19 protein-coding genes are annotated in these 25955 nt (G+C 57.6%); 7 read left to right on the top strand and 12 right to left on the bottom strand.

Features of this window, described 5'->3' with window-relative positions:
• Positions 1–55: 55 nt before the first annotated feature.
• Positions 56–253, top strand: coding sequence for a 30S ribosomal protein S21 (gene rpsU / locus JAO32_RS02770; protein WP_041592738.1), 198 nt, complete (start codon positions 56–58; stop codon positions 251–253).
• Between the two features lie 600 nt (positions 254–853).
• Here the strand turns inward: rpsU and JAO32_RS02765 are convergent.
• The gene (locus tag JAO32_RS02765) at positions 854–1951 is read right to left on the bottom strand and encodes a sulfatase-like hydrolase/transferase (RefSeq protein WP_334237251.1); all 1098 of its coding nucleotides are present in this window, start codon (positions 1949–1951) and stop codon (positions 854–856) included.
• Positions 1952–2200: 249 nt separating this feature from the next.
• On the opposite strand from JAO32_RS02765, the gene JAO32_RS02760 reads away from it, so the two are divergent.
• On the top strand, positions 2201–4627 hold the full coding sequence (locus JAO32_RS02760; protein WP_334237249.1) for a TonB-dependent siderophore receptor: 2427 nt from the start codon (positions 2201–2203) through the stop codon (positions 4625–4627).
• Between the two features lie 86 nt (positions 4628–4713).
• Here JAO32_RS02760 and JAO32_RS02755 read toward each other — a convergent pair whose 3' ends face one another.
• The 4 genes from JAO32_RS02755 to JAO32_RS02740 form a co-directional block, all read right to left on the bottom strand.
• Positions 4714–7431 (bottom strand): ABC transporter permease, encoded by a 2718-nt coding sequence (locus JAO32_RS02755; protein WP_334237247.1) that lies wholly within the window; start codon positions 7429–7431, stop codon positions 4714–4716.
• A gap of 50 nt (positions 7432–7481) precedes the next feature.
• On the bottom strand, positions 7482–7811 hold the full coding sequence (locus JAO32_RS02750; RefSeq protein WP_334237246.1) for a PadR family transcriptional regulator: 330 nt from the start codon (positions 7809–7811) through the stop codon (positions 7482–7484).
• 186 nt (positions 7812–7997) lie between these two features.
• Positions 7998–8432 carry an OsmC family protein gene (locus tag JAO32_RS02745; RefSeq protein WP_334237245.1) on the bottom strand — a complete coding sequence of 145 codons (435 nt, stop codon included), beginning with the start codon at positions 8430–8432 and terminating at the stop codon, positions 7998–8000.
• A gap of 163 nt (positions 8433–8595) precedes the next feature.
• Positions 8596–9759, bottom strand: a complete 1164-nt coding sequence (locus tag JAO32_RS02740) for an A/G-specific adenine glycosylase (RefSeq protein WP_334237243.1) — start codon at positions 9757–9759, stop codon at positions 8596–8598.
• A gap of 382 nt (positions 9760–10141) precedes the next feature.
• Between JAO32_RS02740 and JAO32_RS02735 the strand changes: the two genes are divergently transcribed.
• Positions 10142–10351 carry a hypothetical protein gene (locus JAO32_RS02735; RefSeq protein WP_334237241.1) on the top strand — a complete coding sequence of 70 codons (210 nt, stop codon included), beginning with the start codon at positions 10142–10144 and terminating at the stop codon, positions 10349–10351.
• Between the two features lie 139 nt (positions 10352–10490).
• Here the strand turns inward: JAO32_RS02735 and JAO32_RS02730 are convergent, their stop codons facing one another.
• The 6 genes from JAO32_RS02730 to der all read right to left on the bottom strand — a co-directional run bounded on the left by JAO32_RS02730 (position 10491) and on the right by der (position 19923).
• On the bottom strand, positions 10491–14189 hold the full coding sequence (locus JAO32_RS02730) for a lamin tail domain-containing protein (RefSeq protein WP_334237239.1): 3699 nt from the start codon (positions 14187–14189) through the stop codon (positions 10491–10493).
• Positions 14190–14935: 746 nt separating this feature from the next.
• Positions 14936–15895 carry a cation diffusion facilitator family transporter gene (locus tag JAO32_RS02725; protein ID WP_334237237.1) on the bottom strand — a complete coding sequence of 320 codons (960 nt, stop codon included), beginning with the start codon at positions 15893–15895 and terminating at the stop codon, positions 14936–14938.
• Between the two features lie 90 nt (positions 15896–15985).
• Entirely contained in the window at positions 15986–16519 is a 534-nt protein-coding gene (locus tag JAO32_RS02720) for a TlpA family protein disulfide reductase (protein ID WP_334237235.1), read from the bottom strand.
• A 13-nt stretch (positions 16520–16532) separates the two neighbouring features.
• A complete protein-coding gene (locus JAO32_RS02715; protein ID WP_334237234.1) occupies positions 16533–17381 on the bottom strand; it encodes a hypothetical protein in 849 nt (282 codons plus the stop codon).
• Complete coding sequence (locus tag JAO32_RS02710) at positions 17378–17686, bottom strand: PadR family transcriptional regulator (protein ID WP_334237233.1); 309 nt, start codon at positions 17684–17686, stop codon at positions 17378–17380. The genes JAO32_RS02715 and JAO32_RS02710 overlap by 4 nt, the downstream gene beginning before the upstream one ends.
• Before the next feature lie 365 nt (positions 17687–18051).
• Entirely contained in the window at positions 18052–19923 is a 1872-nt protein-coding gene (der, locus tag JAO32_RS02705) for a ribosome biogenesis GTPase Der (protein WP_334237231.1), read from the bottom strand.
• A gap of 80 nt (positions 19924–20003) precedes the next feature.
• Between der and JAO32_RS02700 the strand changes: the two genes are divergently transcribed.
• Positions 20004–22049: an ATP-dependent DNA helicase gene (locus JAO32_RS02700; protein ID WP_334237229.1), complete on the top strand. Its 2046-nt coding sequence runs from the start codon at positions 20004–20006 to the stop codon at positions 22047–22049.
• A gap of 2 nt (positions 22050–22051) precedes the next feature.
• Here JAO32_RS02700 and JAO32_RS02695 read toward each other — a convergent pair whose 3' ends face one another.
• Positions 22052–22795, bottom strand: a complete 744-nt coding sequence (locus tag JAO32_RS02695; RefSeq protein ID WP_334237227.1) for a YqaA family protein — start codon at positions 22793–22795, stop codon at positions 22052–22054.
• A 157-nt stretch (positions 22796–22952) separates the two neighbouring features.
• Between JAO32_RS02695 and JAO32_RS02690 the strand changes: the two genes are divergently transcribed.
• The 3 genes from JAO32_RS02690 to JAO32_RS02680 all read left to right on the top strand — a co-directional run bounded on the left by JAO32_RS02690 (position 22953) and on the right by JAO32_RS02680 (position 25912).
• Complete coding sequence (locus JAO32_RS02690; protein WP_334237225.1) at positions 22953–24047, top strand: energy transducer TonB; 1095 nt, start codon at positions 22953–22955, stop codon at positions 24045–24047.
• Positions 24048–24133: 86 nt separating this feature from the next.
• Positions 24134–24820 (top strand): cupin domain-containing protein, encoded by a 687-nt coding sequence (locus JAO32_RS02685; RefSeq protein ID WP_334237223.1) that lies wholly within the window; start codon positions 24134–24136, stop codon positions 24818–24820.
• Positions 24821–24931: 111 nt separating this feature from the next.
• Positions 24932–25912, top strand: a complete 981-nt coding sequence (locus tag JAO32_RS02680) for a sugar phosphate isomerase/epimerase family protein (RefSeq protein WP_334237221.1) — start codon at positions 24932–24934, stop codon at positions 25910–25912.
• Positions 25913–25955: the final 43 nt, after the last annotated feature.

Raw genomic sequence — 25955 nt, 5'->3', positions numbered from 1 at the left:
TCTGCGATATCCTAGGAAACGGTCAGCGTGACCTGAGAGCGGGGTGTTTTACTACATGGCAGAAGTACGTCTCCAAGAGGGCGAACCACTTGAGAATGCACTGCGCCGCTTTAAGCGGAAGGTTCAGCAGGAAGACATCATCAAGGAAGTCAAGCGCCACTCCTTCTACCTGAAGCCCGGCGAAAAGAAGCGCGTCAAGGAAGCATTGGCACGCAAGCGGAATCGCAAGAAGGTCCGTAAGGAACAGGACTAGTGTTTCGCACCGTTCTCGACAGGCTTCGCCTGTGATCGGTGCCGACACCAGCCACATAAGAAAGCCCGGCCTCGCGCCGGGCTTTTCTATTGCCGTAGAAATCACGCGCAACGCGCGTCGAGAACAGTACTGATCGCCGGGTGTTTCTATGGTCTTCGCACACACACAAGCGAAGCTAATACGGTCGAAGACCGTCATCCTGAGCGAAACGAAGTGAAGTCGAAGGACCTGCATTCCTCTCACCCCACTACAACGCATCAGGAAACCAGAAACGCATCTTCGACAGAAACAGGGATCTTAAACCCTATTTGTAAGATGGCTCCCCTCACTGAGGTCGAGGGAGCTTCATCCTCATCAAAAGCACAAACAGCACTAAAGCTGCTGCTTGAAACTCCCCAGCGTGGCGCCCCAATGGTGACTGCACCAGATAATCCCAGTCTCTTGAAGCAAGAGCCAAAATGCTACAGAGCAGACAGCAGAGGCTGAGAACAAACATCAAAGCACGATGTCTTTTGGGCTTGGCGTTCATATCACTCGTTTTCATACAGAGCACCAATTGCCAAGCGATCCGATGGTAGCAGGGAGCGTTTTAGCCCCGCCCTATTTCAAGGGCAAAGCCTCCCCCGCCTTCGGCTCCTCAGCCTTCCAATCCTCACCCAGAAAACGTGCCAGCGTCGCCGCCACCTGCGACTGCGTCACCAACGCCGCATTCTTCTGCACGCCCTTACCATCCAACCCCGGCGCACTCACCGCAATGAAGATGTTCTTCGCTTCCGGCACCTTCTCACCATGGTTCCGCCACGTATCGCCCACCGCGCCGCGACCGTGATCCGTGGTGAAGATCAGCGCAGTCGAACCGCGATACTCCGGCATCGACTGCAACAAATCCCAAAGCTGCTTCAGGTACTGGTCCGCACGATGCGCCGAGAGCAGGTACTCGTTATAGTTGCCCGCATGCGCCCACTCATCCGTCTCGCCCAAAGAGATGTACAGCACATGCGGCTTCTTCGCCTTCACATACTCCTCTGCCGTGTAGAACGTGGGAGCGTCGAACGTCTCATCTTCCCACTCGCGCGGCGAATCACGTTTCACCGCATTCAACACTGCCAGCGCATCCGGCATCGGCGAAATCACCAGCGGATCGTACGCTGCGTTATCCACGCAGCCACACTTCTCTGGATTCACTGCATTGGCAATGGTGTGCCATGCACCAAATGCCGCAACGCTGCCCTTGAACTTCGGCCTGTGATTCAACCACGCCAGCACCGTCAGGTTCGGGTTCGGCTTGTCATCGTTCGAATCAATACGCGGATCAGGATGCCCCGTCAGCGTCTCCGAATATCCGGGATAAGAGAAGTTCTTGCCGTTCGTCACAGACGCCGTCGAACCCGCATCCTGATCGCCGAAGATGACGCCGGTAGAACCAAAGTGCTCCCAGAAGAACGGCATCAGCTTGCGCCTGCGCTCTTCCGGAGTAGCTGCCAGGAACTGCTGCTTCAGCGGCGCAACGTCGCGCTTGTTGTAGTAGTTCTCCGGCGTCAGCAGCGTCTCATCCGCACCGCGAAAGATCTCCTGCCAGCGCATGCCGTCCGTCATCACCAGCACCACATTGCGCACAGGCGTCTGTTGCTGCGCAGGCAAACGCAGACCGCAGAGCAAAGAAAGAACAAGCAGATTTCGAAACGACAGAAAGGACATGGTTTTCATCGCTGCCGATGATACCCCGACACCCACAAATCGTGGCATAACGCGCAGCTGCATACCTGTAATCGCACTCCTGACTTGATATAAGACTCAACTTGTCCGATATTAATCAATACAAGCTTTCACTGCTTTCGGCGCTCTGAGGGGAGTCCGTTGGAGTGAGTTCGATGGGCCCACACGGCAGCCTCGAATTCCCACGGAGTTCTTTTCTGCTTTCACGGGCCACATCCCTGAAAGGTATTCATGCGCCCGTTTTTGCCAGTTTCGTTTGCCCTCGCGCTTTCCTCCGTCGCCGTGATGCACACGGTTGCCGAAGATCCTCGACCCACCACAAAACCCGCAGGGAGCGCCGCCGTAGAGCCCGCACCTGCAGGTTGCGATGGCCATCGCGGCGCGCCCCGCCGTCTCTCCGGTGTCGTCACGGACCCCACCGGCGCAAGCGTCCCACGCGCACAGATCACGCTCACCTGCGGCACACTCCGCACACAGATCACCGCCGACGCAGCAGGAGCCTATGCCGTCAGCGTGCCCTACGGCGAATACCAGATCGACGTGGAGGCGCCCAACTTCGGCACCGCATCGCAGAAGGTGGACATCGCTGACTCCACCTCCGGCACCGTTCTGAATCCGGTCCTGCAGGTTGGCAACGTCCGCAGCGCCGTCACGGTCACGGCCACGGAAGGCAATGAGTTTGCCACACCCGTCAGCAGCGGCGGCACCAAGACCGACCTTCCTTTGGCCGAAGTCCCGCAGGCCATCAGCGTAGTCAATCGCAGTCTCATGGACTCGCAGGAAGTGGTGAAGCTCGACGACGCGCTCAAGAACGTCCCCGGCGTCATCGCAGGCGGTTATTACGACGGTTGGGACTACTACCGCATCCGCGGCTTTGACGCCTCGTTCAACACCTACATCGACGGCCTGCGCGGCGGCAACGGCATGTCAGAGGAAACATGGGGCCTGGAGTCTGTCGAAGTGCTCAAGGGGCCATCGTCTGCACTCTACGGCCAGAGCGTTCTCGGCGGCCTCGTCAACATCGTCACGCGCAAGCCTGTGCCGGACTTCTTCGTGCACGCGCAGGTCACCGCAGGCTCTTTTAACTTCGTCGATCCTGCAGTCGACATCGGCGGTTCGCTGAACTCATCGCGTACCGTCTACGGTCGTCTCGCCGCGCTGTATCACTCCGCGAACACCTTCGTGGATTACACCTATCGCCATCGCTATTACTTCGCGCCGTCGCTCACATGGAAGCCACGCAGCTCCACATGGCTCACACTCACCGGACGTTTCCAGCGCGATAACGGCCGACAGGGCATGCCGCTACCCGCCATCGGCACCGTGCTTCCTAACCCCGGCAATGGCATCCTGCCCATCAACACCTACATCGGCGAACTGGAAGCCAATGCGAACAAGAACTCGCAGGCTAACCAGCAGTTCGGCGTGCAGTTCCATCACAGCTTCAGCGACAACCTCATCTTCCGCGAGAACGCACGCTTCGCCTGGTATCAGCAGAACTGGAATCGCATCTACTATCCCTCATTCCTTGGTGCAGACAACCGCACGCTCTATCGCTATCCGCTTACCTGGTACGGTCCGTGGCAGACGCACGAAACCGACACCAGCATCGAGGGCCGCGCGAAGTTCCTCGGCATGGAACACAGCGCGTTGCTCGGCCTCGACTTCTATCGCAACCCGACTATCGGCAAGGGCTGGTCCATTAACTTCAGCGACCCCACGCAGTACGAACCGCTGGATCTCTACAAGCCCGTCTACGGCCAGAACCCCGTGCGCTCGCTCTCGCTCTACACCGACACGCAGACCGTCACGCAGTACACCGGCCTCTATCTGCAGGACCACATCCGCCTGCCGAAGCGCATCGCCATCACCGGTGGCGGACGCTTTGATTGGGCCAAGAATGAAAGCCGCGGATCAGCGAATCAGAACGGCCACGGCATCACACCGCGCCTCGGTGTTACGTGGCAGGCATTCGGACAAACCACGGTCTACGCCAGCTTCAGCAAGTCATACCTGCCGCAGTCCGGCCAGGTTTACATTGACGCCACACACGCCTCTTACCTTCCACCGGAGCGCGGACAGCAATGGGAAGGCGGCGTAAAGTCTTCCTTCCTCAATGGCAAACTGCTCGCCAACGCGGCACTCTTCCAACTCGATCGCAAGAACGTTGCCACGGCCAATCAGGCAGTTCCCAACTACTACCTCGTCACCGGCGCGCAGCGCAGCCGCGGCGTAGAGCTTGAGGCCACACTGCATCCGCTCGCAGGCTGGAACATCGTCTCTTCATACGCATTCATCAATGCCATCGTCACCAACGACACAACGTTGCCCGCCGGCACGCCCACACTCAACGCACCCAAGCATCTCTTCAACGTGTGGAGCACCTACGAGATTCCGCGTGGCCCCGTGCGTGGTCTCACCTTCGGCTTTGGCGGACGCCATTACACTGACCAGTCCGGCGATCTCGCCAACAGCTTCCGCCTCCCGGCCTACGGCATTGTCGACGCATCAGCCAGCTATCGCCGCGGCCATGCCATGTGGCAAGTGAACGCCAACAACATCACCAACAAGCGCTGGTACGCCGGAAGCTACAACGACCTGTACGTCAAACCCGGCGATCCACGCATCATTCGCGGCACCATGTCCTGGAACTTCTAGACTCCTCCCGAAGTCTTCCGACTGCTGCGAAAGGCCCTCGCAATGTTTTGCGAGGGCCTTCTTTTCTTGCAACGATTCAACCATCGCTATTCATAACGAAGTGCCTGCATCGGATTCACACGCGAAGCTCGTCGCGCAGGAATATAGCCTGCTGCAAGCGCAATCACCGTGAGCAAAGTAATGCCAACAAGGAGGCTCACCGGCTCTGACGGCGCAACGCCGTAGAGCAAGTTACGCACCAGTTGCCCACTCAGCAGCGTCAGCACAATGCCCGCTGCAACGCCGCTGATCACAAGCATCGTGATCTCGCGCATCACCATCCATCGCACGCCGGTATGCGATGCACCCAGCGCCATCCGTATGCCAATCTCTCCCGTGCGCTGCCCCACAAGATAGCTCATCAAACCATAGATGCCAATCGCGGACAGCAGCACAGCAAGCAATCCAAAGGCTGTGGACAGTTGCGCCATCAGCGTCTGATTCACCACCGTCCGTTCAATCACACGGTCCAGCGTGGTCACATGGTCAATCACCAGGTTGCGATTCACAGAACGGATCGTGTTTTGCACGGCAGTGGACATCGTGGCGAAGTTGCCGTCATACCGCACTGCCAACCTTCCATAACCCCATGGATGCTGCGGATTGGGATAGTAGTCAATGTATGTCTTCCGCTCGTCGAGGCTTCTGAACTTCACATCGCGCACAATGCCGATCACTTCCAGATCATTCTCCGGCTTGGGATCCTTGCCCTGATACATATGGCGACCAATCGGATTTACACCTGCGGGAAAGAAATCGCGCGCAGTACTCTCGCTCAGAATCACCACCTTATGCGATGTCGCACTGTCCTGCGGCCCAAAGCCACGGCCCGCCAGCAAAGGTATCTGCATCACGTTGAAATAGCCGTTGCCAATCACGTTATGCCTCACGAAGTTCTTTTCCTTGAATGGCATGCCTGGTACGTTGAGCGTTCCATTCCAACTACCCTGCGCAAAGGTGAACGCGGCAAAGCTCGCAGCCTTTACCTGCGGTAACACACCAACGCGTCGCTCAATCTCCTGGAACATGGCAATCATGCGCGGGTCTTCACTCTTCATACCCAGCACGCTCGAATCCATATCGACCAGCATGACGCTATTGCGCGGAAAACCTGTGTCCACATGTGTCAGGTTCACCAGCGTCCGCAGAAACAGAACAGAAGCCACACTCAACACCAGCGAGAGTGCAATCTGCGCAATCACCAGCCCCTTGCCCAGCGGACTGCGTGCATTGCTATTGCTGCGGCGGCTCTCCTTCAAGCCTTCATTCACGGCCACACGCGATGCACGCATCGCAGGCACCAGTCCGAACAGTACTGCCGTGCCCACTGTGGCAAACAGCGTAAAGGCAAGCAGTCGCACATTCAGCGAGATATCCAGCGGCAGCAGATTCGCATCCGGACCTCCTGAGATCATGCGCAGCAACACGCGATCCGCAGCGAGCGCCAGGATCACACCAAGTCCCGCACCCGCAACAGATAGCAGTAGACTTTCCGTCAACAACTGCCGAATCAACCGCAACCGCTGCGCTCCAAAAGCCTGCCGCACTGCAAACTCGTGCGTGCGTGTCGTCGCGCGCGCCAGTAGCAGGTTGGCAATGTTGGCGCATGTAATCAGCAAGACCAGCGCGGCCACACCCATCAGAATTTTCAACGGATCAGAGAACGTATTGCGCAGGAACGAACGCCCTGTGGATAGGTTGGTCAACGACACGTGCGCGTTCTGCAGATGCGCCAGGTTGTATGCACTCAGATCGGCGTTCGGAAGCGATCGAACAATATGCTGATACAGCACATTCGTCTCCGCCTCTGCCTGGGCACGCGTCACGCCTGGCTTCAACCGCCCGAAAACATAGTTCGATTGAAAGAAGCCATCCGCATATCCCTTGCTGTGCGATGGCAACGATTGCATCATGGCCATCGGCACCCAGAAATCGGGAGCATGGCCCACTTCAATTCCGAAGAATCCCGGCGGCGCTACACCAATGATGTTGAATGTCGTATCGGCCAGTTTCACCGTGTGATTCAGAATGTCCGGCGTCCCTTGAAACTCGGATTGCCAGAAGGCATAGCTAATCACCACCACAGGAAACTTGCCTTCAACACGATCTTCTTCATCGCGAAAGAAGCGACCCATCACAGGATCGACACCAAGCGTTGAAAAGAATGTGCTGGATACGGTGTCCCCCGTAAGCTTCTGCATGCTATCCCGATGATCCAGCGTGCCATGCATCTCGCTGCCAAAACTCATGACCGTAGCAACATCTGAGAACACCGTATTGCTCTTGCGAAACTCACGAAAGAACGGATAGGAATACAGCGTCGTAGAGCCATAATCGTCCGTTTCACCTGCGTCATCACCTTTGCCCAGCATCACCAGTTCTGAGGGTCTCGTCACTGGCAGCGAGCGCAGCACCAGCGCGTCCAGAAAACTGAAGATGGCAACATTCGCTCCAATACCCAGGCTGAGCGAAAGCAGCGCCATCAGGGTCAGCGCCTTCGCATGCATCATGGAACGCAGCGCATACTGAATGTCCTGCACCAATGACTCCAGCCATCCCCATCCCCATGCAGCATGACTGCGTTCGCGCAGCACCGTGGGATTGCCAAAGTTGCGCCTGCTCTGGCGACGCGCTTCTTCCGGCGTAACGCCCGCGGCTCGCTGCTCCTCTTCACGCAGATCCATGTGGAGACGCATCTCTTCTTCCAACTCAGAGTCAAAACGCGAACGACGAAACAGCATCTGGATACGGCGAAGAAGTGACATGGCCGATTTCTCCTGCAAATAAAAATGGGAAATACAAAACGAGTCGCTGGTTAAGCCGTCTGCAACACACGCGCAATCGCGCTGTAAACACGCTCAAAGTTGGAAGACTCTGCCGCAAGCTGCTTTCGCCCTGCAGCGGTCAACTGGTAGTAGCGCGCGCGGCGATTGCCCTTCGTCACGCCCCACTCCGCCTTCACCCAGTTGTTAACGAGCATCTTCTGAAGTGCGGGATACAGTGACCCCTCTTCCACTTCCAGCACGTTGTCTGAGGCCTGCAGGATCGACTCTGCAATCTCATAGCCGTGCAGCGTTCCATGACGAGCCAGCGTGCGAAGAATCAATAACGTCAGTGAGCCAGGTGGGATCTCGTTGTGCTTCATCAGGTGTGCGCCTCTACTGGCATAGATTGCCTATGCCAGTAAACCTATCTGGCATAGTCTCTCTATGTCAACAGAAACGCAAACAGGAACACACACGAATGCAAAAAATGTCTTCGGTGACCAAAATACTTTTCGCAATGAAAAGGCCCCGGATATCCGGGGCCTTCCTGCTTCACAAAACGCGGTTTACGAGATCAACTTCGCATCCAGATCAATCTTTGCTGCTGCCAGTAAACGCGAAATGGGGCAGTTCTTCTTCGCGCCTTCTGCAATCTCCTGAAACTTCGCCGCATCCAGACCCGGCACCTTTGATTCGTTCTTCAGGTGAATCGTGGTCACGGTCGGAGCGCCATTCACAAACTCCAGCACCACGGTTGCGGTGGTGGCAACGCTGTCGCCCTTGTGCCCGGCCTTTTCCAGCTCCGCGCTCAGCGCCATGGAGAAGCAGCCAGCGTGCGCCGCTGCAATCAACTCTTCCGGATTCGTACCGGCGCCATTTTCAAAGCGCGACACAAACGTGTACGACTGATCCTTCAGCACGCCGCTCTGCGTGCTCACCACGCCCCTGCCGTCCTTCAGACCGCCATTCCAAACTGCATTTGCACTGCGTTCCGTTGCCATAACAAGCCTTTCCTTCCTGCGCACAGCATCACCGTGCGGGACGTCTTCCGTTGTCAATTGTCCGCAGCCTCACGGAATGTGGCGGCGGATGCTTCCCTTATGGGATGTACACGGAAAGCCGCGCACGAGCAAGTACCGCACGGTAAATCGCGCCGCGGTATCGTCAGGCTTTCTTGCCCGTAGCTGCTCGACCACCGCGCCCAATCAGCAGCGGAACTGCTTGCGGAAGTCCGCTCGGCAGCTTCATCAGCTTCATTCTCTGCAACACTTTGCGTGCCAGACCGGTCAGCGGAAACTCCTGCAGCTTCGCCACAGGAACCCACTCCATCGCATCACTGCGCAACGCATGTTTCGCCGCGTCGCGCCGCGTCGCCATGCCCACCACTTCCACGTAGTAGTTCGTGCCCACAATTGAGTGCCGCACACGCAGCAGCGGCTCCTCCAGCAGCACCAACTCGCCCGCATCCTTCTGCGTGGAGAGCTGTGGCAATTCCAGCATGTTCGCCATCAGCGACGCATCTTTCGGACGCCGCTGCAACAAGACCTCCAGCCCCTCCACCCTGCGTCGAGTGGTCAACGCATAACGCACACGTTCTGACCGCATGGGTGTGCGCTCCAGCGTGGAATGCTCGCCACGCGTCCGGCACAAGCCGAATACCGGGCACTCTGTACACCGCGGCGAACGCGGCGTGCAGATCATTGCGCCAAGTTCCATCATGGCCTGGTTATGGTCACCCGCATTGCGTCGTGGCACCAGGGCATTCGCCGTGCGTTCCAGGAACTCCGCCATCTTCGCGCCTGTCGTCTCCGGCAGCCCCAGCACACGCAGCAACACGCGCTCCACGTTGCCATCCACCACGGCAACCGATTCCCCAAACGAAATGCTCGCAATCGCCGCGGCGGTATAGGACCCAATGCCCGGCAGCCTTCGCAGCCCCGCTGCGGTCGACGGCAACTCGCCGCCATATTCCTCCACCACCAGCTTCGCTGTGCGATGCAGCATACGTGCACGACGGTAATAGCCCAACCCGCTCCACTGCGCCAGCACTTCATCTTCCGGCGCCAGCGCCAGAGAAATGATCGTGGGGAACCGCCGCAAAAATCGTTCGTAATGCTCCAGCACGGCGTTCACCCGTGTCTGCTGCAGCATGATCTCCGAAAGCCAAGTGCGATACGGATTTCGGATCCCGCGCCACGGCAGAGCACGCGCATGCTGTTCGTACCAGTGCCGCAGATTGCGCTCGAACGTTGTTCTCTGCGCAGGCGTCAATGCTGGCTCGACGATGGCATTGGAAGACTTGTTCTTGGAAGCGTGCAAGAGTTTCATTGTAGTGCGATTGCCGCCATAGACCATGTCATCAAAGCGAAGGCTCCGTGTATTGCTCTGTATGTTTTGCACGAGAGAGACTGCCTCTTCTTGCTGGAACGCCTACGCCTCTCAGTGGGCTAGACACTTCCACACCGATTCTCTGGCCGCCCGTTCTTTCCGCGCGTGTCCGGAGAGAACAGCATAAGTCACTGAAGACACAGCCCGTCAGGGCCAGGTATATATCTACGACACTATTGGTCCGGGTCAAAAACGAAACGCGACTGAAAATGTCGCAATTTACAGGTATTTTCTGCATGTTTATGGTTGTCGTCATTGGAGTACCGAGGCAACGTGAGGGCGCTGCCCCGGCTCCAATCAACTGAGTTCTTGGAGGTGTCCTATGGAAGCAGTTCATGATGGTCAGTGTGGTCTCTGTACGCACTTTGGCGAGCACCACAGCAAGAACAACGCACTGGTAAGCATCCTCACCAGCCACAAGGCAGACGTTGTCATGGTGGATGAGTGCGGACATCCGAAGCTTGCCAGCCTGCACCTGAAAGTGACCCCCATCAGCGGTTGCGACGGCTTCGTTCCCGCCGCATCAGCTTAAGTCGCCCTCAAACCATGCAAAGCCCTCTCTGCCATCGCGGCGGAGAGAGCTTTGCTGTCTCAGCACGATAAAAAATCCGCAGCAAAAGAAACGGGCCGCGCATTTCGCGTGGCCCGCTTTGGTCGTTCCGAAGCAGCGTTTACTGCACCGTCAGGTTGATTGTTTCCACGTGGCTTGTGCTTCCCGAAGTTGCCGTCACCTTGTAGGTGTAGGTTCCGTTGGGCGTGCCATTGGGGTTAGGCGAAGTGTTCAGGTGCGACGAGCTGCCGCAACCCGTGACACCCACCGTCAGGGCGAACAGCAGCATCAGCAGGCCGCCCATACGCGTTACGCGTCCCTTGCGTCCCACCAGCATCACAACGCCAGCCAGCAACGCAGCCAGCAGCAGCGACGCCATGCCTCCCGAGCCATTGGTGAACGTCAGACCCGACGTCGAAGCCTGCGTGCGAGCTGTCGTCGTCAGTGTCACCGTTGCATTGGCTGTTCCAGCCGCTGCCAGGGTCACCGGCGAAGTCACCGTGCAGGTCACACCGGTAGCAGCCGTTCCCGAAGCGGCGCAGGTGAATGCCACCGATCCGGCAAAGCCGCCGGTCGAAGTCAGCTTCAGCGAAACGGTGCCGCTCAAACCAGCCGAAACCGTCAGCGACGTCGTCGCATTACCCGACGAATCGCCCATCGTGAAGTCAGCCGGCGCCACACCCGTACCCGTCAGCGACACAGTCGAAACGGTAGCCGAGCTGTTCAGCTTAATGCTGCCGGTGCGAGCACCTGCCGCAGTCGGGGTGAACACCACGTTGATCACGCAGGATGAACTCACCGCCAGCGACGTTCCGCAGTTATTGCTCTGCGCAAAGTCACCCGTCACCGTGAAACCGGTGATGCTGATGGCAGTTTCGCCCGTGTTGGTCAGCGTCAACTGCTGGCCCGTCGAAGACTGGCCAATCAGCAACGCCGTTGCAAATGTGCCATTGCCCGTCAGCGTTGCACTGGTGACAGGTGCGGGCAGTGCCAGGTAAGCCAGCAGCGGATCGTGATCCGACATCGCAGCAGGCGTGGTTGCATCGTTGTACAGCGCAACGGGGAAGTCCGCGTCAATGTGGCCCACTGCCAGCGTCGAGGTTCCTGCAATGTCCGCAGTCACCACGGCATGGTCCAGCACCTGTGCGTTGCCCCACTCCGTGTAGCTCTGCTGCTGTGCAGCAGGCAGGTTGTTAATCAGATCAACTGCCGCCGGATTCACAATCGCCACACCCGGCTGCACGGCAACACCGTTGCCAACATTGCCAGTAATGGTGCCCAGCGTATCCGTGTAGCCATCCGAGAACTGGAAGGCATTCATGTCACCCACTGCAATAACATGCTCGCCCGCCTGCTGGTAGCCCTGAATCAGGTTCGCCAGCATCTCGGCCTGCAGTTCCTTCTTCTGCTGTACTGCGGTGGTGTTGACCGCATTCAACGAACGCAGGTGGTTTGAGATCACCGTGATGGGATACGGCTTCGCGCCCGCGCCGCGGTTAATCGTTGCGTGCAGCACCTGCGAAGGACGATCATTCAGCGCCGACGTTCCAGCAGGGATCAGTGTTTCCGTTCCCTTCTGCTCCCACGTCGTCACATTCACAGTCGAAGGCTTCACCAGGAAGCCAACGGAGATACCGCCCACGTCGTTCGTAAACGTCGAGATGGAGTCCGTGCCATAGGCCACATAGCCGGGCTTCGTGCCAGTGGTGGTGTCCGCGTCGATCTGCGCGGCCATGTCCTTCAGAACCTGGAGATTCTCCACCTCTTCTACAGAGATGATGTCCGGGTTATTCAGAACCGTACGCACCGCCAGCGAGAACTTCTTCAAGCGGCGAGCATACGCATCAGCAGTAACGTCCACAGCAGAGCTTCCTGCCGTCTTGCCCGTCACCGGGTTGTAGTAAAGATCGTTCGCAGAGTTCGTGTCGAAGAACCGCTCCACGTTGAACGCCGCAACCGTGAACTGGTTGCTGTTCTGCAGCGGCAACGCCGTTACCGTCAGCGCTCCAGCAGTCGACACCGTCGGGCGGTTCGCCGCCGTCAGGATGATGCGAGCCGGATCGCCATACGGATAATCCGTGGAGTAGGTGTAGTCCACCACGCCGGTTGCGCCAGTAATCACCGCACCCGCCGATACATCAATCGCCGTGCCGCCACCCAGCGAGCTCTCAATGATCAAGCGCTCTGGGTTGTCGTCATACAGCGTCAGGTTCGCCGGACGAACCGCACCCGCAGCCGTCGTCGGATTCGTTGCCGCCGGGCAAGCATCCACGGAAGGGCAGGTCGTCGACGAGAAGTCGCGGAAGTCCATCCCCGGTTCGCGGAAGGGACGAGGAATGCTCGAACCCGTCACGTAGAACTGGCCATTCGAAACCACCGTCTCCGTCGTCTCGGTCAGCGTGGCATCAGTGCCACCAACCGCAGTCACAGAAGGCAGGCTCACCAACATGCTCTCGTACTGACGAAGCTGGTAGATACCACCCGTCGGAGTCGGCGCCGTGATGGAAATCGCCGTCGGCAAAGGATTGCCGGTGCTGTTCACCGTCAGCGAAGCTGTCGTGACTTCCAGCGAAGGCGTATGGCTCGCGGTAGCCGCAGGGTACAGAGTCAACTTACCGGTAACCGTAACGTTGTTTCCAACCACAGCACCTGCAGGATTCTTGCCAGAACCGCTGTAAACGTAGATGCCTTCATCGCCGGTCGATCCCGGAGTCGAAGAAGCCGTCTGCATGTAATAACCAGCGTTCGTCACAACCGTGATCACGCCCGTAAACGTAATGTTCGTGTTCACGTAAGCAGAACGGTTCGCCTGAATGGTGGAGATAGGTGTATCCACCACCGGCGCTGTAACGGCCAGCGAAATGCTGCTCGAAGCAGTTGCCGTTGTGTTGTCCGTCACCGTAACGGGAATGCTGTATGTCTTCGCCGCTGTATTGCTGGGCACGGTGTAGGTGTACGTATACGTATTCGTGGCAGTAAGTGCCAGCGGCTGGACCGCGCTGCCCCCCAAACCAGAAAGGTCCGCCGTAACCGTAGCCGACGTCGTCGCGGTACCCGGCGTGATCACCACCGTCAGGACAGTATTGCTGCCGCTGGTAACGGTAGCGGGGTTCGCCAAAGCAGAAGCGACTGCCACCTGCGTACTTGGAATCGACGTAGTGCAGGCATGTACGGCAGTGCTGCTGTTGCGTGGCGCAGGCGTATCTGCGATGAAATCTGCGGAATTGTCGTCCGTATCAACGCATACATCAGAGCGAATTGCCGCCAGAGTGTTTGAACCGGCCGGTGCAGCCGACGTTTCTGCGCAGCTCGGACCAGAGACGAAGCTAACTTCATCAATGATGTTGCCACCAGTGCAGCTCGTGCCAGGCAGGTTACCCGTGACGCCGTTAACCAGCGCTACCTTACCGCCTGTTGCGGCAATGGAAAGGCTGGCGCTGAAATCAACCGCTGGCAACGTGCCACCCTGAGTACCACTGCTGCCACCGATCAGGTAAAACTGACCGGGCTGCAACATCACATTAGGCAACACGGCAATGTTTGAAGCGCTTGTGCCAAAGTTTCCCGCTGCAGAGCCATACTGCACGGAAAGCCCGTTCAAGCTTACTGCTGTCGCGGTTGGGTTAAAAATCTCAACGTAGTCGCGATTGTAGGTATAGGTGGTGGTCGTGCTGCCACCGCCGCCGCCACCATACACCTGCGTAATCAGCAGATGATTCGGCGCAGCCGGCAAGGCAAAAGCTGAGCTACTCAGCAGCAGCGCATAAAGGGCACAAAGCAGCGCAGAAAGCAGTCGCTTCGATCCAAAATTTGTTTTCAAGGTAAGGCCTCACAAAGCAATGCAGAAAAAAATAGACACCTTCCAAATCGCTCAACAGGAAGGTGCAGGGGACAACAATCGAGGTAGCAGTGTCACCGCCCCGCAGCAGGGCGTACAAGGGAATGTGAACGCCATATTACGGCATCACTGCAACTGTAGTTGTCGTTTTTCAGCATGTCACGTCAAACGCATCCGTATTTAAACAGGACGTAAATTCCCCTGCGTCGCAACACGACATGTACCCCACAGTGAACCCGCCCCCGCCAACTTCATACAGTCAAAACCAGCTTCGCAAAGCGAAGCTCTAACGCACGACGTGCGTCATCCTGAGCGAAGCCGAAGGACCTACTTTCTTCGACCCCTCTACAACGCTCCGGGAAACCACGAAACCCAGGTTCGCGAGCCTAACGTGGGCATCGCTCTTTCAGTGCGGATCCAACCACCAAAGGTCGTCATTCTGAGCGAAGCGAAGAATCCCAACTGACTCTCATCCTGCCAAGACCGCTTGGGATTTTTAACCACAAAACCAAAACAGCTTCGCAAAGCGAAGCTCACACACTTCAAAGGATCGTCATCCTGAGCGAAACGAAGTGAAGCCGAAGGACCTGCATTCTTCTCAGCCCTCTACAACGCAAACGGAGCTCCAGGAAAAGTCCCAGCCACAGCAACGAGCGCCAAAGGCACGCCCTATCCACACAGCAACAATTTAGGTTCACGCGAAGCGTCGAGAACGGTACGAAGTACCACTAATGCGCATGGGAATGGGAATGCGTCTCCATACTGCAAAACACAGTCGTCGTATGCGCCATGCGACACAGCCCATCTTCTTCCGGCTGAATCGTCGCGTGCTCAATGCCGAAGTCATCATGCAGCATCTTCTCAATACGACTCACAATCGCCGTGGTTTCCAGCAGCGTATGGTTCGCGGGCAGCGCCACATGGCAACTCAGCAGATTGCGTCCTTCACCCACCGTCCACACATGCACATCATGCACGCTGCACACCGGCTCAATCTCGCCAATGCGCGCAGCTAGTGTCTCCGGATCAAGGTGCTGCGGAGCCTTCTCCATCAGTACATCGCTCGCCTCGCGCACAATGCCAATCGCGCTCCAGAAAATGAACACGGCAATCAGCAGCGACACAATCGGATCGGCATACAGCCATCCCGTGTACCGCACCACCACACCGGCAATCACCACAGCGGCAGCGCTCAACGCATCACCCGCCATATGAATGAACGCCGCGCGTGAATTCAGGCTGTGCTTCGCATCACCCGCCAGCGCCACGGCAATCACCGTGTTCATCAACACAGAGATAACCGCAACCCAGATCATCAGGTTGCCTTCAATTGGCTCTGGATGACGAAACCGCCCAACCGCTTCAATCGCAATCCAAAGCGCAATCAAAACCAATGTGCTGCTGTTGAACAAGGCTGTCAGCGTGGAAACACGAATATGCCCATACGTATGCCGCCCGGCAGCAGGCCTCTTCATAGCCACCACCGCATACGCCGCCAACCCCAGCGCAACAGCATCGCTCACGTTGTGTCCGGCATCGGAGAGCAGCGCCAACGAGTGCGAAACCAAACCGGCAATCGCCTCACCAGCGCAAAACACCAGCGTCACCGCCAGCGAAACCCAAAGCCGCTTACCGCTCGTGGGTCCGTGTACATGATGGTGATGTCCGTGCGAGTGATCGTGCGCCATGCGCACCTCCACTACCAGAATAGAACCTCACCAATATGGATGCATTTTCAGTTAAGACGACGCGATCTGGGCGGATCATCCCACAGAGGCCTACTCTGCCAGCAACGTCTGGATCTCTCTTTCAAAAGCATCGCGATCGACCACGCCCGCGTGCGCCACGGCAATCCGCCCTTTGCGATCAATCAGAAGCGTCAAAGGCATTTCCCGCAACCCGTAGCGCTCCCCCAATGCATCCGTCCCAATTGCAACCGGATAGGTCATCTTCGAATGCGTCATAAATGCCTTCACCATGTCAGGAGTTTCGCCGTACATATCCAGCCCGATCAGCGACAGCCCTGACTTCCCATAGTGCGATTCAAAATCCACATACCAAGGGATTTCCTGCTTGCATCCACCGCAATTTACCGCCCAGAAATCCAGCAACACCACACGTCCCTTGTACTTGGACAAAGTCACCTGCTTGCCGTACACGTCGATGAGCGTGAAGTCCGACGCGGACTTCCGTGCGTGCGCAGGAATGAAGTCACTTTCAGACTGTGGCGATTGCGCGCTGGATGCGCTTTGCACGGTAGTCAGAATCAGTGCTGAAAGCAGACGCGCAGCGAAACGATTCATCTTGTTCATCTCTCTCCTTCACTCAGGAAGTTTGCAACCGGGCGGGTATCTGGCGTCGATCGCGCAGAATAAGGTGAAGGACTGCTCCCGCTGCGCCGCAGTAAAACAACGAGAAGGAATGAGAGCCAGGTAAAAACACCTGTGCTACCAGCGCTAGCAGAATCACACCAGGTGCGGTGATCATCAGGAATTTTTCTTTTCCGACTACACGGCCCGTGCAGCGCGCGTCGTTCATGCCGCGCGCTGCGGGGAAAACTACAAGCAGCAGCAGAACCAGCCACGGGAACACATCCCGGTAAAACACATTGCGAAAAACAGCAGCATTTCCTATGAAGTCTCTCCCGTGTGGCAAAAGTACGGATTGAACGGGAAAGGGTATCCAACCCAATTGGACAAAGATGACGAGCACACCTATCAGGATCAGGTTTGATCGGCGGACTCTCCAACAGGCAGCCCCGATGACGAAGCCAGAGCACCATGACCACCCCACCAGTGCCAGGACACTCAATAACAGCTGGGGCATGCAAGTCTTCACGTTTGACCAGTAACCCGCCTGCCGAAGTAGATCAGGATCTGCGTTGTTGACAAGCATCCACAGGTAAATCGCATTGACGTCTGTCACAGCATTCGTCACAACCACCATCAAAAAGACGCAGGGCAGAAGCAACAGAACCAGCACGAGCCACGGCGAGATCGAGCGCCACCTCTCCACTTCTTTGCGCAACACAAGTCCGCAGACAGCCATGGCAGAAGCCCTGTAACCGGCACCCTCCTCTGCCATATCTCCCAGGACAGTTTCTCGATCGTTCTCGTTTAGGAACGAGGCCAGCCACCCCAGCAGTTTGGGGTTGATAAAGGTCATAGGAGTCATCGTTTTATCCATGACACATCGCGGCTGATCATCGTAATGGTGCTGTAAAACTCTTCCGCCTCTCGCAATCCTTCGGTGGTGACCCTGACCATGCGTTTCGCACGGCCTCCACGTTCCGCCGTGGCTTCGCCCATCCACGTGGTAACCAAACCCTTTTTCTCCAGCCGATCGATTGTGGTGTAAAGCGCCCCAATCGATACGGGCCTGCCCACCTCTGCCAATAATCTGCGAATCGCAGCACCATATGCCTGCTCGCCTAAGCGTGCGGTAGCGGTCAGAAGCAGATACTCAAACTCACCCACCATTAATTACACAATGTAGAACTAATAAGCCAAATAAAGCAAACCATGATTTTCTATTTGAATAGTTTCTTGGGAGATCGGCGGGAAATCTTGTCAAGCCCCCAAACCACCCAACTCCAACAAACCAAAAGAAATAAACTTGGCAGGTTATTTCCACGAAACCACTAAAATAGAACCAGAGAGAAAAGGGCCGCGCACAAGCGCGGCCCTAACTCATTTAGAAAGACGATTTTGCCCCTAACCCCAATGGGAAGACGATTTTACAAACAGTAGCGCCGTAAACCCAATAGAAAGACGATTTTAGAAAAATAGGGGGGAGGGGGTACCCCATCCACTTCGAGAAACAAACCGAGAGCGGTGCGAAGCACCTATTTCTCGCCTTTTTTATTCCTCGCCCGAACCTTGAACCAGATCGGCGACCCGATAAACCGCCACTGCGCCCGAATCTGGTTCTCCAGGAAGCGTTCATAACTGAAGTGCAGCTTCACGTCGCGGTCTGTGAACAGGATGAACGTCGGCGGCGCAACCGCTGCCTGAGTCATGTAGTAGATGCGAAGACGCTTGTTGTACGGAACACCAGCCTTCTCAAACTCCACATGGTCCAGGAACTTGTTCATCTGGCCGGTGCTGATGCGCTTACGCCGCTCGCGCGCCACAAGCTGCACCTTCTTGAACACCTCGTCCACGTTGATACCGTCACGCGCACTGATAAAGATCAGCGGAGCGTAATCCAGATACTTCAGCGCATGGCGAACCTGTTCGGTGTACACCTTCTGATCCGCAGGAGCCTGTCCGTCTTCACGGTTGGTAGTCACAGCATCCCACTTGTTCACCACGATCACCACACTGCGGCCGCTCTCATGCGCATAGCCACCAATGTTGGCGTCCAGCCCGGTTACACCTTCGGTAGCATCAATCACCAGCAGCGCCACATCGGCAGCCTCAAGATGCTTACGTGCCATGATCACGGACAGCTTCTCAGCCATCAGCGTGGTCTTGCCCTTGCGGCGAATACCTGCGGTATCCACAAACCGGAAGCTATGGCCATTCCGCTCCACGGTCTCGTCCACGGCATCGCGCGTGGTTCCCGCAATCGGCGACACAATGGCGCGACCCGTTCCTGTCAGGGCATTCAGCAGGGTCGACTTGCCCACGTTCGGTCGACCGATGATGGCAATGCTCGTCTCCTTGGAGACATGCTCGCCATGCGAGCGCAGCTTGCGCTCACGAGGAGCCTCTTCGTCTGTGGCCTCATCCTCCCAGACGTCTTCCAGTTCCTCTGCTTCCTCCGGCTCCGTCTGCGGCAATGCGGCAGAGACGGCATCCATCAGGTCGCCCATGCCCAGCCCATGCTCACCGCTCACCGGAAACACATCCTTGTATCCCAGCGTGCGGAAGCTCTCGGCCTGCGGCGCAATCTGCGCCGTATCCATCTTGTTCACCGCCAGGAACACCGGCTTGCCGCTGCGGATCAGCAGTCGCGCCAGGTCAATGTCCGGCAGCGTCAACTCGCTGCGTCCGTCCACCACCTGCACAATGGCCTCAGCCTCTTCCAGCGCAATCTGTGCCTGCCGGAAGATCTCCCGCGGGATCAGCGCCTCATCGTCGGGAATGACACCGCCCGTATCCACAATGCGGAGCACGCGTCCTTCCCAATCCACCTCGCCGTAGATGCGGTCGCGGGTGATGCCCGGTTCGTCGCCCACAATGGAACGGCGCGTTCCGGTCAACCGGTTGAACAGGGTGCTCTTGCCCACGTTAGGGCGTCCGCAGATGGCGAACAGAGGAGCCGCAATGGCATCCGATGGGCGCTGCGCCTCCTCGATCATGGGCAGCGTGCTGGCAAAGGCGTTCTCCGTCTCTGGATCGCTCAGGGCGGCGCGATGCACCAACCGCTTCTCCTGCACCTCTGCGCTGGACCCCATGCCACGCGCCCCCTTGGGGGCACGCTGCGACGGCTCAGGAATCCCCAGCCGCTCGCGCTCCGCCTTGGGTAGCGCCCCCGGAGCCATCTGCGCTCCGGTGATCGCCCTTCCCTTCTGCCGGGTGGGGGACTGCGTACGCACCTTGCTCTCTTTGAATGAGGCGGATTTCTTTGCGGAGATGGCTTTGCGGCCCTTCGGCGATGCTCCGCCCGCAGCTGAAGCCGAAGCCTTCGCGCCCTTGGGCGTGGCGCCCTTATGCGGACGCGTCTGCGCTGTCCTGTGCTTTTTTCCGAGCCGCTTCTTTTCCGGTGCCATCGTGCTTACCTGCTTCCATCTTTAAGGGTAGCAGCGCAGACGCAGTCTACACTGAAGATGTTCGCCTTTCCTGCGCCTTTATGCCTGCATTTGCCACAACAGAGAAACTGCCCACACTGCACGAGTTCTTCGCGCCGGGCGGCGTGCTGGCCAAGTCTTCGCTGAGCTACGAGCATCGCAAGGGGCAGTATGAGATGGCCAAGGCAGTCGAGGCAGCACTGCAGGACCATCGCCACCTGGTTGTGGAAGCAGGCACGGGTACGGGTAAGACGCTGGCGTATTTACTCCCCGCATTGCGCTTGGCGCGCGAGCGTGGGCAGCGCGTCATCATCTCCACCGGCACCAAGAACCTGCAGGAGCAGCTGTTCTTCAAGGACATTCCGTTTCTTGAATCGTTGCTGGGACCGCTGAAGGTTTGCTACATGAAGGGCCGCGGCAACTACGTGTGCAAGCAGAAGCTGTACGCGCTGCAGCAAACCTCGTCGTTGCTGACGGAGTTCACAGAACTCGACCACTTTGGGAAGATCATCGCGTGGGAAAGTGAGACGGAGACGGGTGACCGCGCTGAGATTGTTGGTCTACCGGAACCATCTCCGTTGTTCTCCAAGCTGGATGCGCGCAGCGAAGCGTGCCTGGGGCAAAGCTGTCCCAACTTCGAGCCGTGCTACATCACCGCAATGCGGCGCAAGGCGCTTGAAAGCGACATCATCATCGTTAACCATCACTTGTTCTTCGCCGATTTGAATATCCGTCAGCAGGCAGCCGGCGCGCTCGACGCGGGTATTCTGCCGGATGCAGCAGCGGTGATCTTCGACGAAGCGCATGAGATGGAGGCAGTAGCCAGCGATTACTTCGGCGTGGCGATCTCGCAACAGCGCTGCGAGGAGCTGGCGCGCGATGTGGAGATGATGTTGCGAGCGAAGAAGGTCTCCTCATCCAGCATTGAAAGCGCAACGAATGGACTGCGTGAGCGCTCGCGTGCCTTCTTTGGCTCGTTACCCATGAACGGTTTTGAACTGGGCCGCCAGCCGTTTCGCGATCGCCCGGGATTTCTCGAAGAGCGCGGCGATAGTTATGCAAGTTACCTAACCTCTTTGGATCGTCTGCGCGATGAACTCGAACGCGTTAAGGATGTAGAGGAGGTCAACGGCCTTAAGCGCCGCGTGACGGAGCTTCGCACCTCATCCACCTTCCTGATGGAAGCGGAAGACCCGAACACGGTCTTCTGGATTGAGCGACGTGCCGCTGGTGGGGTGAAGAACTTCTCGCGCACACAGGTTGGACAACCGCTTGCGTACCACACCTATCTGCAAGCAACGCCCATTGATGTGTCGGAAATACTGAACACCACGCTGTTCAAAGACTTCAGCTCTGTTGTGCTCACAAGCGCAACGCTGACTGTGCAGGGCGGCTTTGAACACATCGCAAAGCGCGTGGGACTGGTGGGAGCACGTGAGCTTACCGTGCCTTCACACTTCCAATACAACAAACAGGCGCTGCTCTATCTGCCGCCTTATATGCCTGATCCGCGCGACCCGGATTTCATTGATCAGGCTACGGAGAAGATGCGACGCGTGTTGGAGTTCAGCCGCGGCCGGGCGTTCTGTCTCTTCACCAGCTACGCACAGATGAAGACGCTCTATGAACGCATGCTGGTGGAATTGCCATACCCGCTACTGCTGCAGGGGCAGGCTCCGCGCAAAGCCTTGCTGGATGAGTTTCGTTCCACACCGAATGCCATTCTCTTTGGCACATCAAGTTTCTGGCAGGGTGTGGACGTGCAGGGCGACCAGTTAAGCTGCGTCATCATCGACCGCCTGCCATTCGCAGTCCCCAGCGATCCGGTGATGCAGGCACGCATGGAAGCGATTGAAGCCGCAGGCGGCAAGCCATTCCATGATCTACAGATTCCGCAGGCAGTCATCACGTTAAAACAGGGTTTCGGACGATTGATTCGCAGCGCCAGCGACCGTGGCGTGCTGATGCTGTTGGACAGCCGCATTCAGCGGCAAAGCTACGGCAAGATCTTCCTCGACAGCCTGCCGCCCTACAGACTCACGCAGGACATCAACGATGTAGAAGAGTTCTTTCTTTCGCGCGAAGAGCGTGCAGCCGCTGCAGGCTGACCTTACTCTTCCACGATGATGGACTTGCCTTCTTCCACTGATCCATCTTCAATCGGAAGCTGCGTCCCCTTGCGACGGTCAAAGATTTTGCGCAGGATCCACACCACCAACAGCACCAACAGAACACCCACAATCATGCGGGTCAACTGTGCATGCTCACGCGCGCCGTGCATGATGACGTCCATCACCTGCGGGCCGTACTTGTGCGTCAGCAACGCATACGCGCCGTACTGAACCAACTTGCCCAGAAACGCCGCCAGCAGGAAGACCATCGGCTTCATCTCAAACACGCCCGCGCAGAACTCAAACAGCTTGAACGGTGTCGGCGGCGGCCCAATTGCGGGAATGAAAATCGCCAGAAATTCCTGCCGCTCAAAGCGATCGCGCAAACGCTCGTACCGCTCACGGTTGATCTTGCCCAACAGGAACAGTTCGCCGCCCACACGTCCCACGTAAAACGGAACCAGGCTTCCCAACGTGGATGCCAAAGCCGCGACAACCGGATACAGAATCCAGGTGCCGGGGTGATTGTTCACATCCGTGATCAACAGATACTGCCAAGGCATGGGCAGCATGGCGGAGTCCAGCAGCGCAATCGCAGCAAGGCCCCACAGGCCGAAGCGTTCAAAGAACGCCTGGGTGGTCTGGGTGAAATGCTTGAGCCAGCCCACATGGTGGGGCGCGGCGTGCGAGACCGCGTCTGGGGCGGTCTGCAGCAGGGTTGCGAAAGCGTGCAGGTGAAACATCCTCGGTCATTCTACCCGCCACAGACGCCGAGCTATGCCATTTGAAGCGCGCTTTGACGCGGGATGAGAGAATAATCCTGCTGTCCTGTAGCCCTCCGGCGCTTTTCTGCGTACAAATGGGCGTTTCGACAGTCCTACAGATAGAGACCGACTCAGCGTGCCGCCATACCAGACACCCTCTGACGAACCCACCCAGGAGACACCCCAGCCCGAGGAGAGTCCACGCCGCGGAAACCGCCGCGGTATGGGCCGTTACGGCGATCTGGAACAGCATGAACTGATCATGCTGCTGGACGAGGTGGACGACGAGCGCACACGTGCGCGCTTCCGCGAAGCCGTCTATATCTCCGTCATCGTTTGGCTTGTTTTGGGTTGGGTTATCGTCTATGGCCCACGTTATCTATGGCATGCGCCCGTCATCGTTATGGCGCCGGACAACGATAAGCGCTCCACCATGACCTATTTGGACACGCCGCCAGACCTGAAAGATCAGCTCAAGCGGATGAAGCCAGCGCCCAATATCAGCGCGCACACCGCCGAATCGCAAAGCCCCAAGCCGAATCCGCAGGTACAGCCGACACCGCGCGCCGGAACACCCGCGCCTCCCATGCCCAAGCAGGCTCCTCAGGCTGCGCCTCAACAGGCCCCCGCTCCGCAGCAACAACAGGCTCCGCCTCCGCAGCAGGTAGCAAAGAACACTCCTACTACGCCGACGCCGCCCGTGCCGCATCCCCAGCCCATGGTGGATTCGCCTGCCCCGAACCAGTCCAACAATCGGCCAAACTTCGGCCAAGGATCGCAAAGCGCCGCGTCTCAGATCGCTCAGGCCGCGCGTGGTTCTCGTAATGCCGGTGATAGCGGCGACTACGGCTCTGTGGGCCGTGGCCAACAAGGCGGTACCAAGCAGGGTGTACAAATTCTTAGCGACACGCAGGGTGTTGACTTCGGCAAATATATCCAGCGACTGCTCTCTGATGTCCGTCGCAACTGGCTGCCGCTGATCCCGGAAGAGTGCCGCCCACCGCTTAACAAGCAGGGCATCACCGGAGTGCGTTTCACCATCATGCCGGACGGCAAGATCAGCGCAATGCATCTCGATTACTCCACGCATGACGTAGCAATCGACCGCGCCGCATGGGGTTCCATCACAGCACTTGGAACAGCTCAACCGCTGCCCAAGGAGTTCCACGGACCCAACCTGGAACTACGCATTGAATTCCGCATCAACAAAGACAATCCAGACGCACAGTAAACCTCCAGAACCGGCCAGATTGTGGTTGGTTCTCGCATCGGCTTGTGACATCCTTCGAGGGGGTGTCTCAAACGATTCGGGGGTAAATGCCTGTGATTCGCAAAGCGTATGGGACGTTACTGCTGCGCATGGCCTATGCTGGCCTGCTTCTTCTCGGCGTCGAATGCCCCATCGCCGCTCAACAGCCACAAAACCTCATGAGTTGTAAGCCAGTCGCCCAAAGGACGGGCGAAACCGGCTGCTGGATTCTGGCGCATCAACCCGTCGGTGTTCTTGAAGGACAGGTGTACTGGACGCTGGACACGTTCCCCACGAAGGATCTGGCGGAGCAAGCGAAGGGACCGCACGGAACGGTCGTCGAATCGTTAGGCAAGACCTGGCTTCTCACCCTCGGAGAGAAACCGGAACCTTATGCGTCGGGCACGCGCGTAACCCAAATGGGCCCTCTGACCGTGGAAAAGGGGCGGACTTATACCGCGCAATACATGGAAGCGGTTCTGCAACCTGGGATGGTAAGCGAAACGCACACGCATTCGGGAATCGAAGCCTTCTATACCGAAACGGGTGAGACATGCCTGGAGACTCCGGATGGTATGCAGGCCGGGAAAAAAGGAACAGACGTCGTCATCCCTGAAGGTGTGCCTATGGAACTGACCGCGGTTGGAAGCGAGACGCGGCGTAGCCTGGTCCTCATTCTTCACGACGCTTCCAAACCACCAACTACGATGGAACACACTTGGAAATCGAAACACCTTTGCCAGCTAACGAAGTAGGCCCTGCGCTGTAGTGTGACATTCTGTCGAATCGCTTGCCATGGTTTGTTCTGCGCCCCTAGAATCTCGCTTCGGGGAACCGTTACTCCCACGAAGGGATTTTCCGCACCTATGAACATCACTCGCCGCGACTTCGGTCGTCTTGCTGCTGTCGGCATTTCCGCCGCTGCTCTTCAACCGCGTTCACTTTTTGCTCAAGGCAAACCGAACTCGAAGTTCAACGGCGTACAGATTGGCGTCATCAGCTACTCCTATCGCCAGATGAAGCCGTTCGATGCGCTGTCCGTGCTGAAGTACGCCGTGGAAGACGGCATCAACGCCACGGAACTGGAAAACGTGCAGGAGCTGTGGGCAGGCATGCCGCCTATGCCGCCGCGCCCCATGGGACCGCCACCTGCACCCGGCGCACCGCGTCCTCAGATGTCAGAAGCACAAAAGGCCGCGCAGCTTGCCCATGCGGAAGAAGTGACCAAGTGGCGCACCACCATGGACGTGAACAAGTATGCGGAACTGCGCAAGCTATACAACGACGCAGGCGTCAGCATCTACGCATTCAAGATCACGCTGACGGATCGCATGCCCGATGCGGAGTTTGATTACGCCTTCAAGGCAGCCAAGGCCTGTGGCGCAAACCACCTGACCATGGAAATGCCGGACAACAACCCCGGCCTGACCGCACGCATTGGCAAGTTTGGCGAAAAGTACAAGATGCGCATGGGCTACCACGCACACACGCAGGCCAAGCCGGATACGTGGGATCAGGCCATGGCACAGTCGCCATGGAACTGCATCAACCTGGATATTGGCCACTACACCGCTGCAGGCAATCACGACCAGATTGCCTTCATCCAGAAGAACCACGCCCGCATCACCAGCATGCACCTGAAGGATCGCCAGTATCCGGAAAAGGGTGGCCAGAACCAGCCCTTCGGCCAGGGCGACACCCCCATCAAGGAAGTGCTGCAGTTGATGAAGAAGGAGAAGTACAACTTCCCCGCAACCATCGAGCTGGAGTACAAACTGCCCGAAGATTCCGACGCAGTAAAGGAAGTGGCAAAGTGCCTGGCCTACGCAAAGAGCTGCCTCGCATAACGCCGCTTTCGCAATAGCCCACATACAGAAAAGGCCCGCGACG

Source organism: Terriglobus sp. ADX1 (assembly GCF_036877645.1).
Classification (GTDB): Bacteria; Acidobacteriota; Terriglobia; order Terriglobales; family Acidobacteriaceae; genus Terriglobus.
The sequence above is the reverse complement of the archived record's forward strand: the minus strand, read 5'-3'. Positions and strand labels throughout refer to the sequence as shown.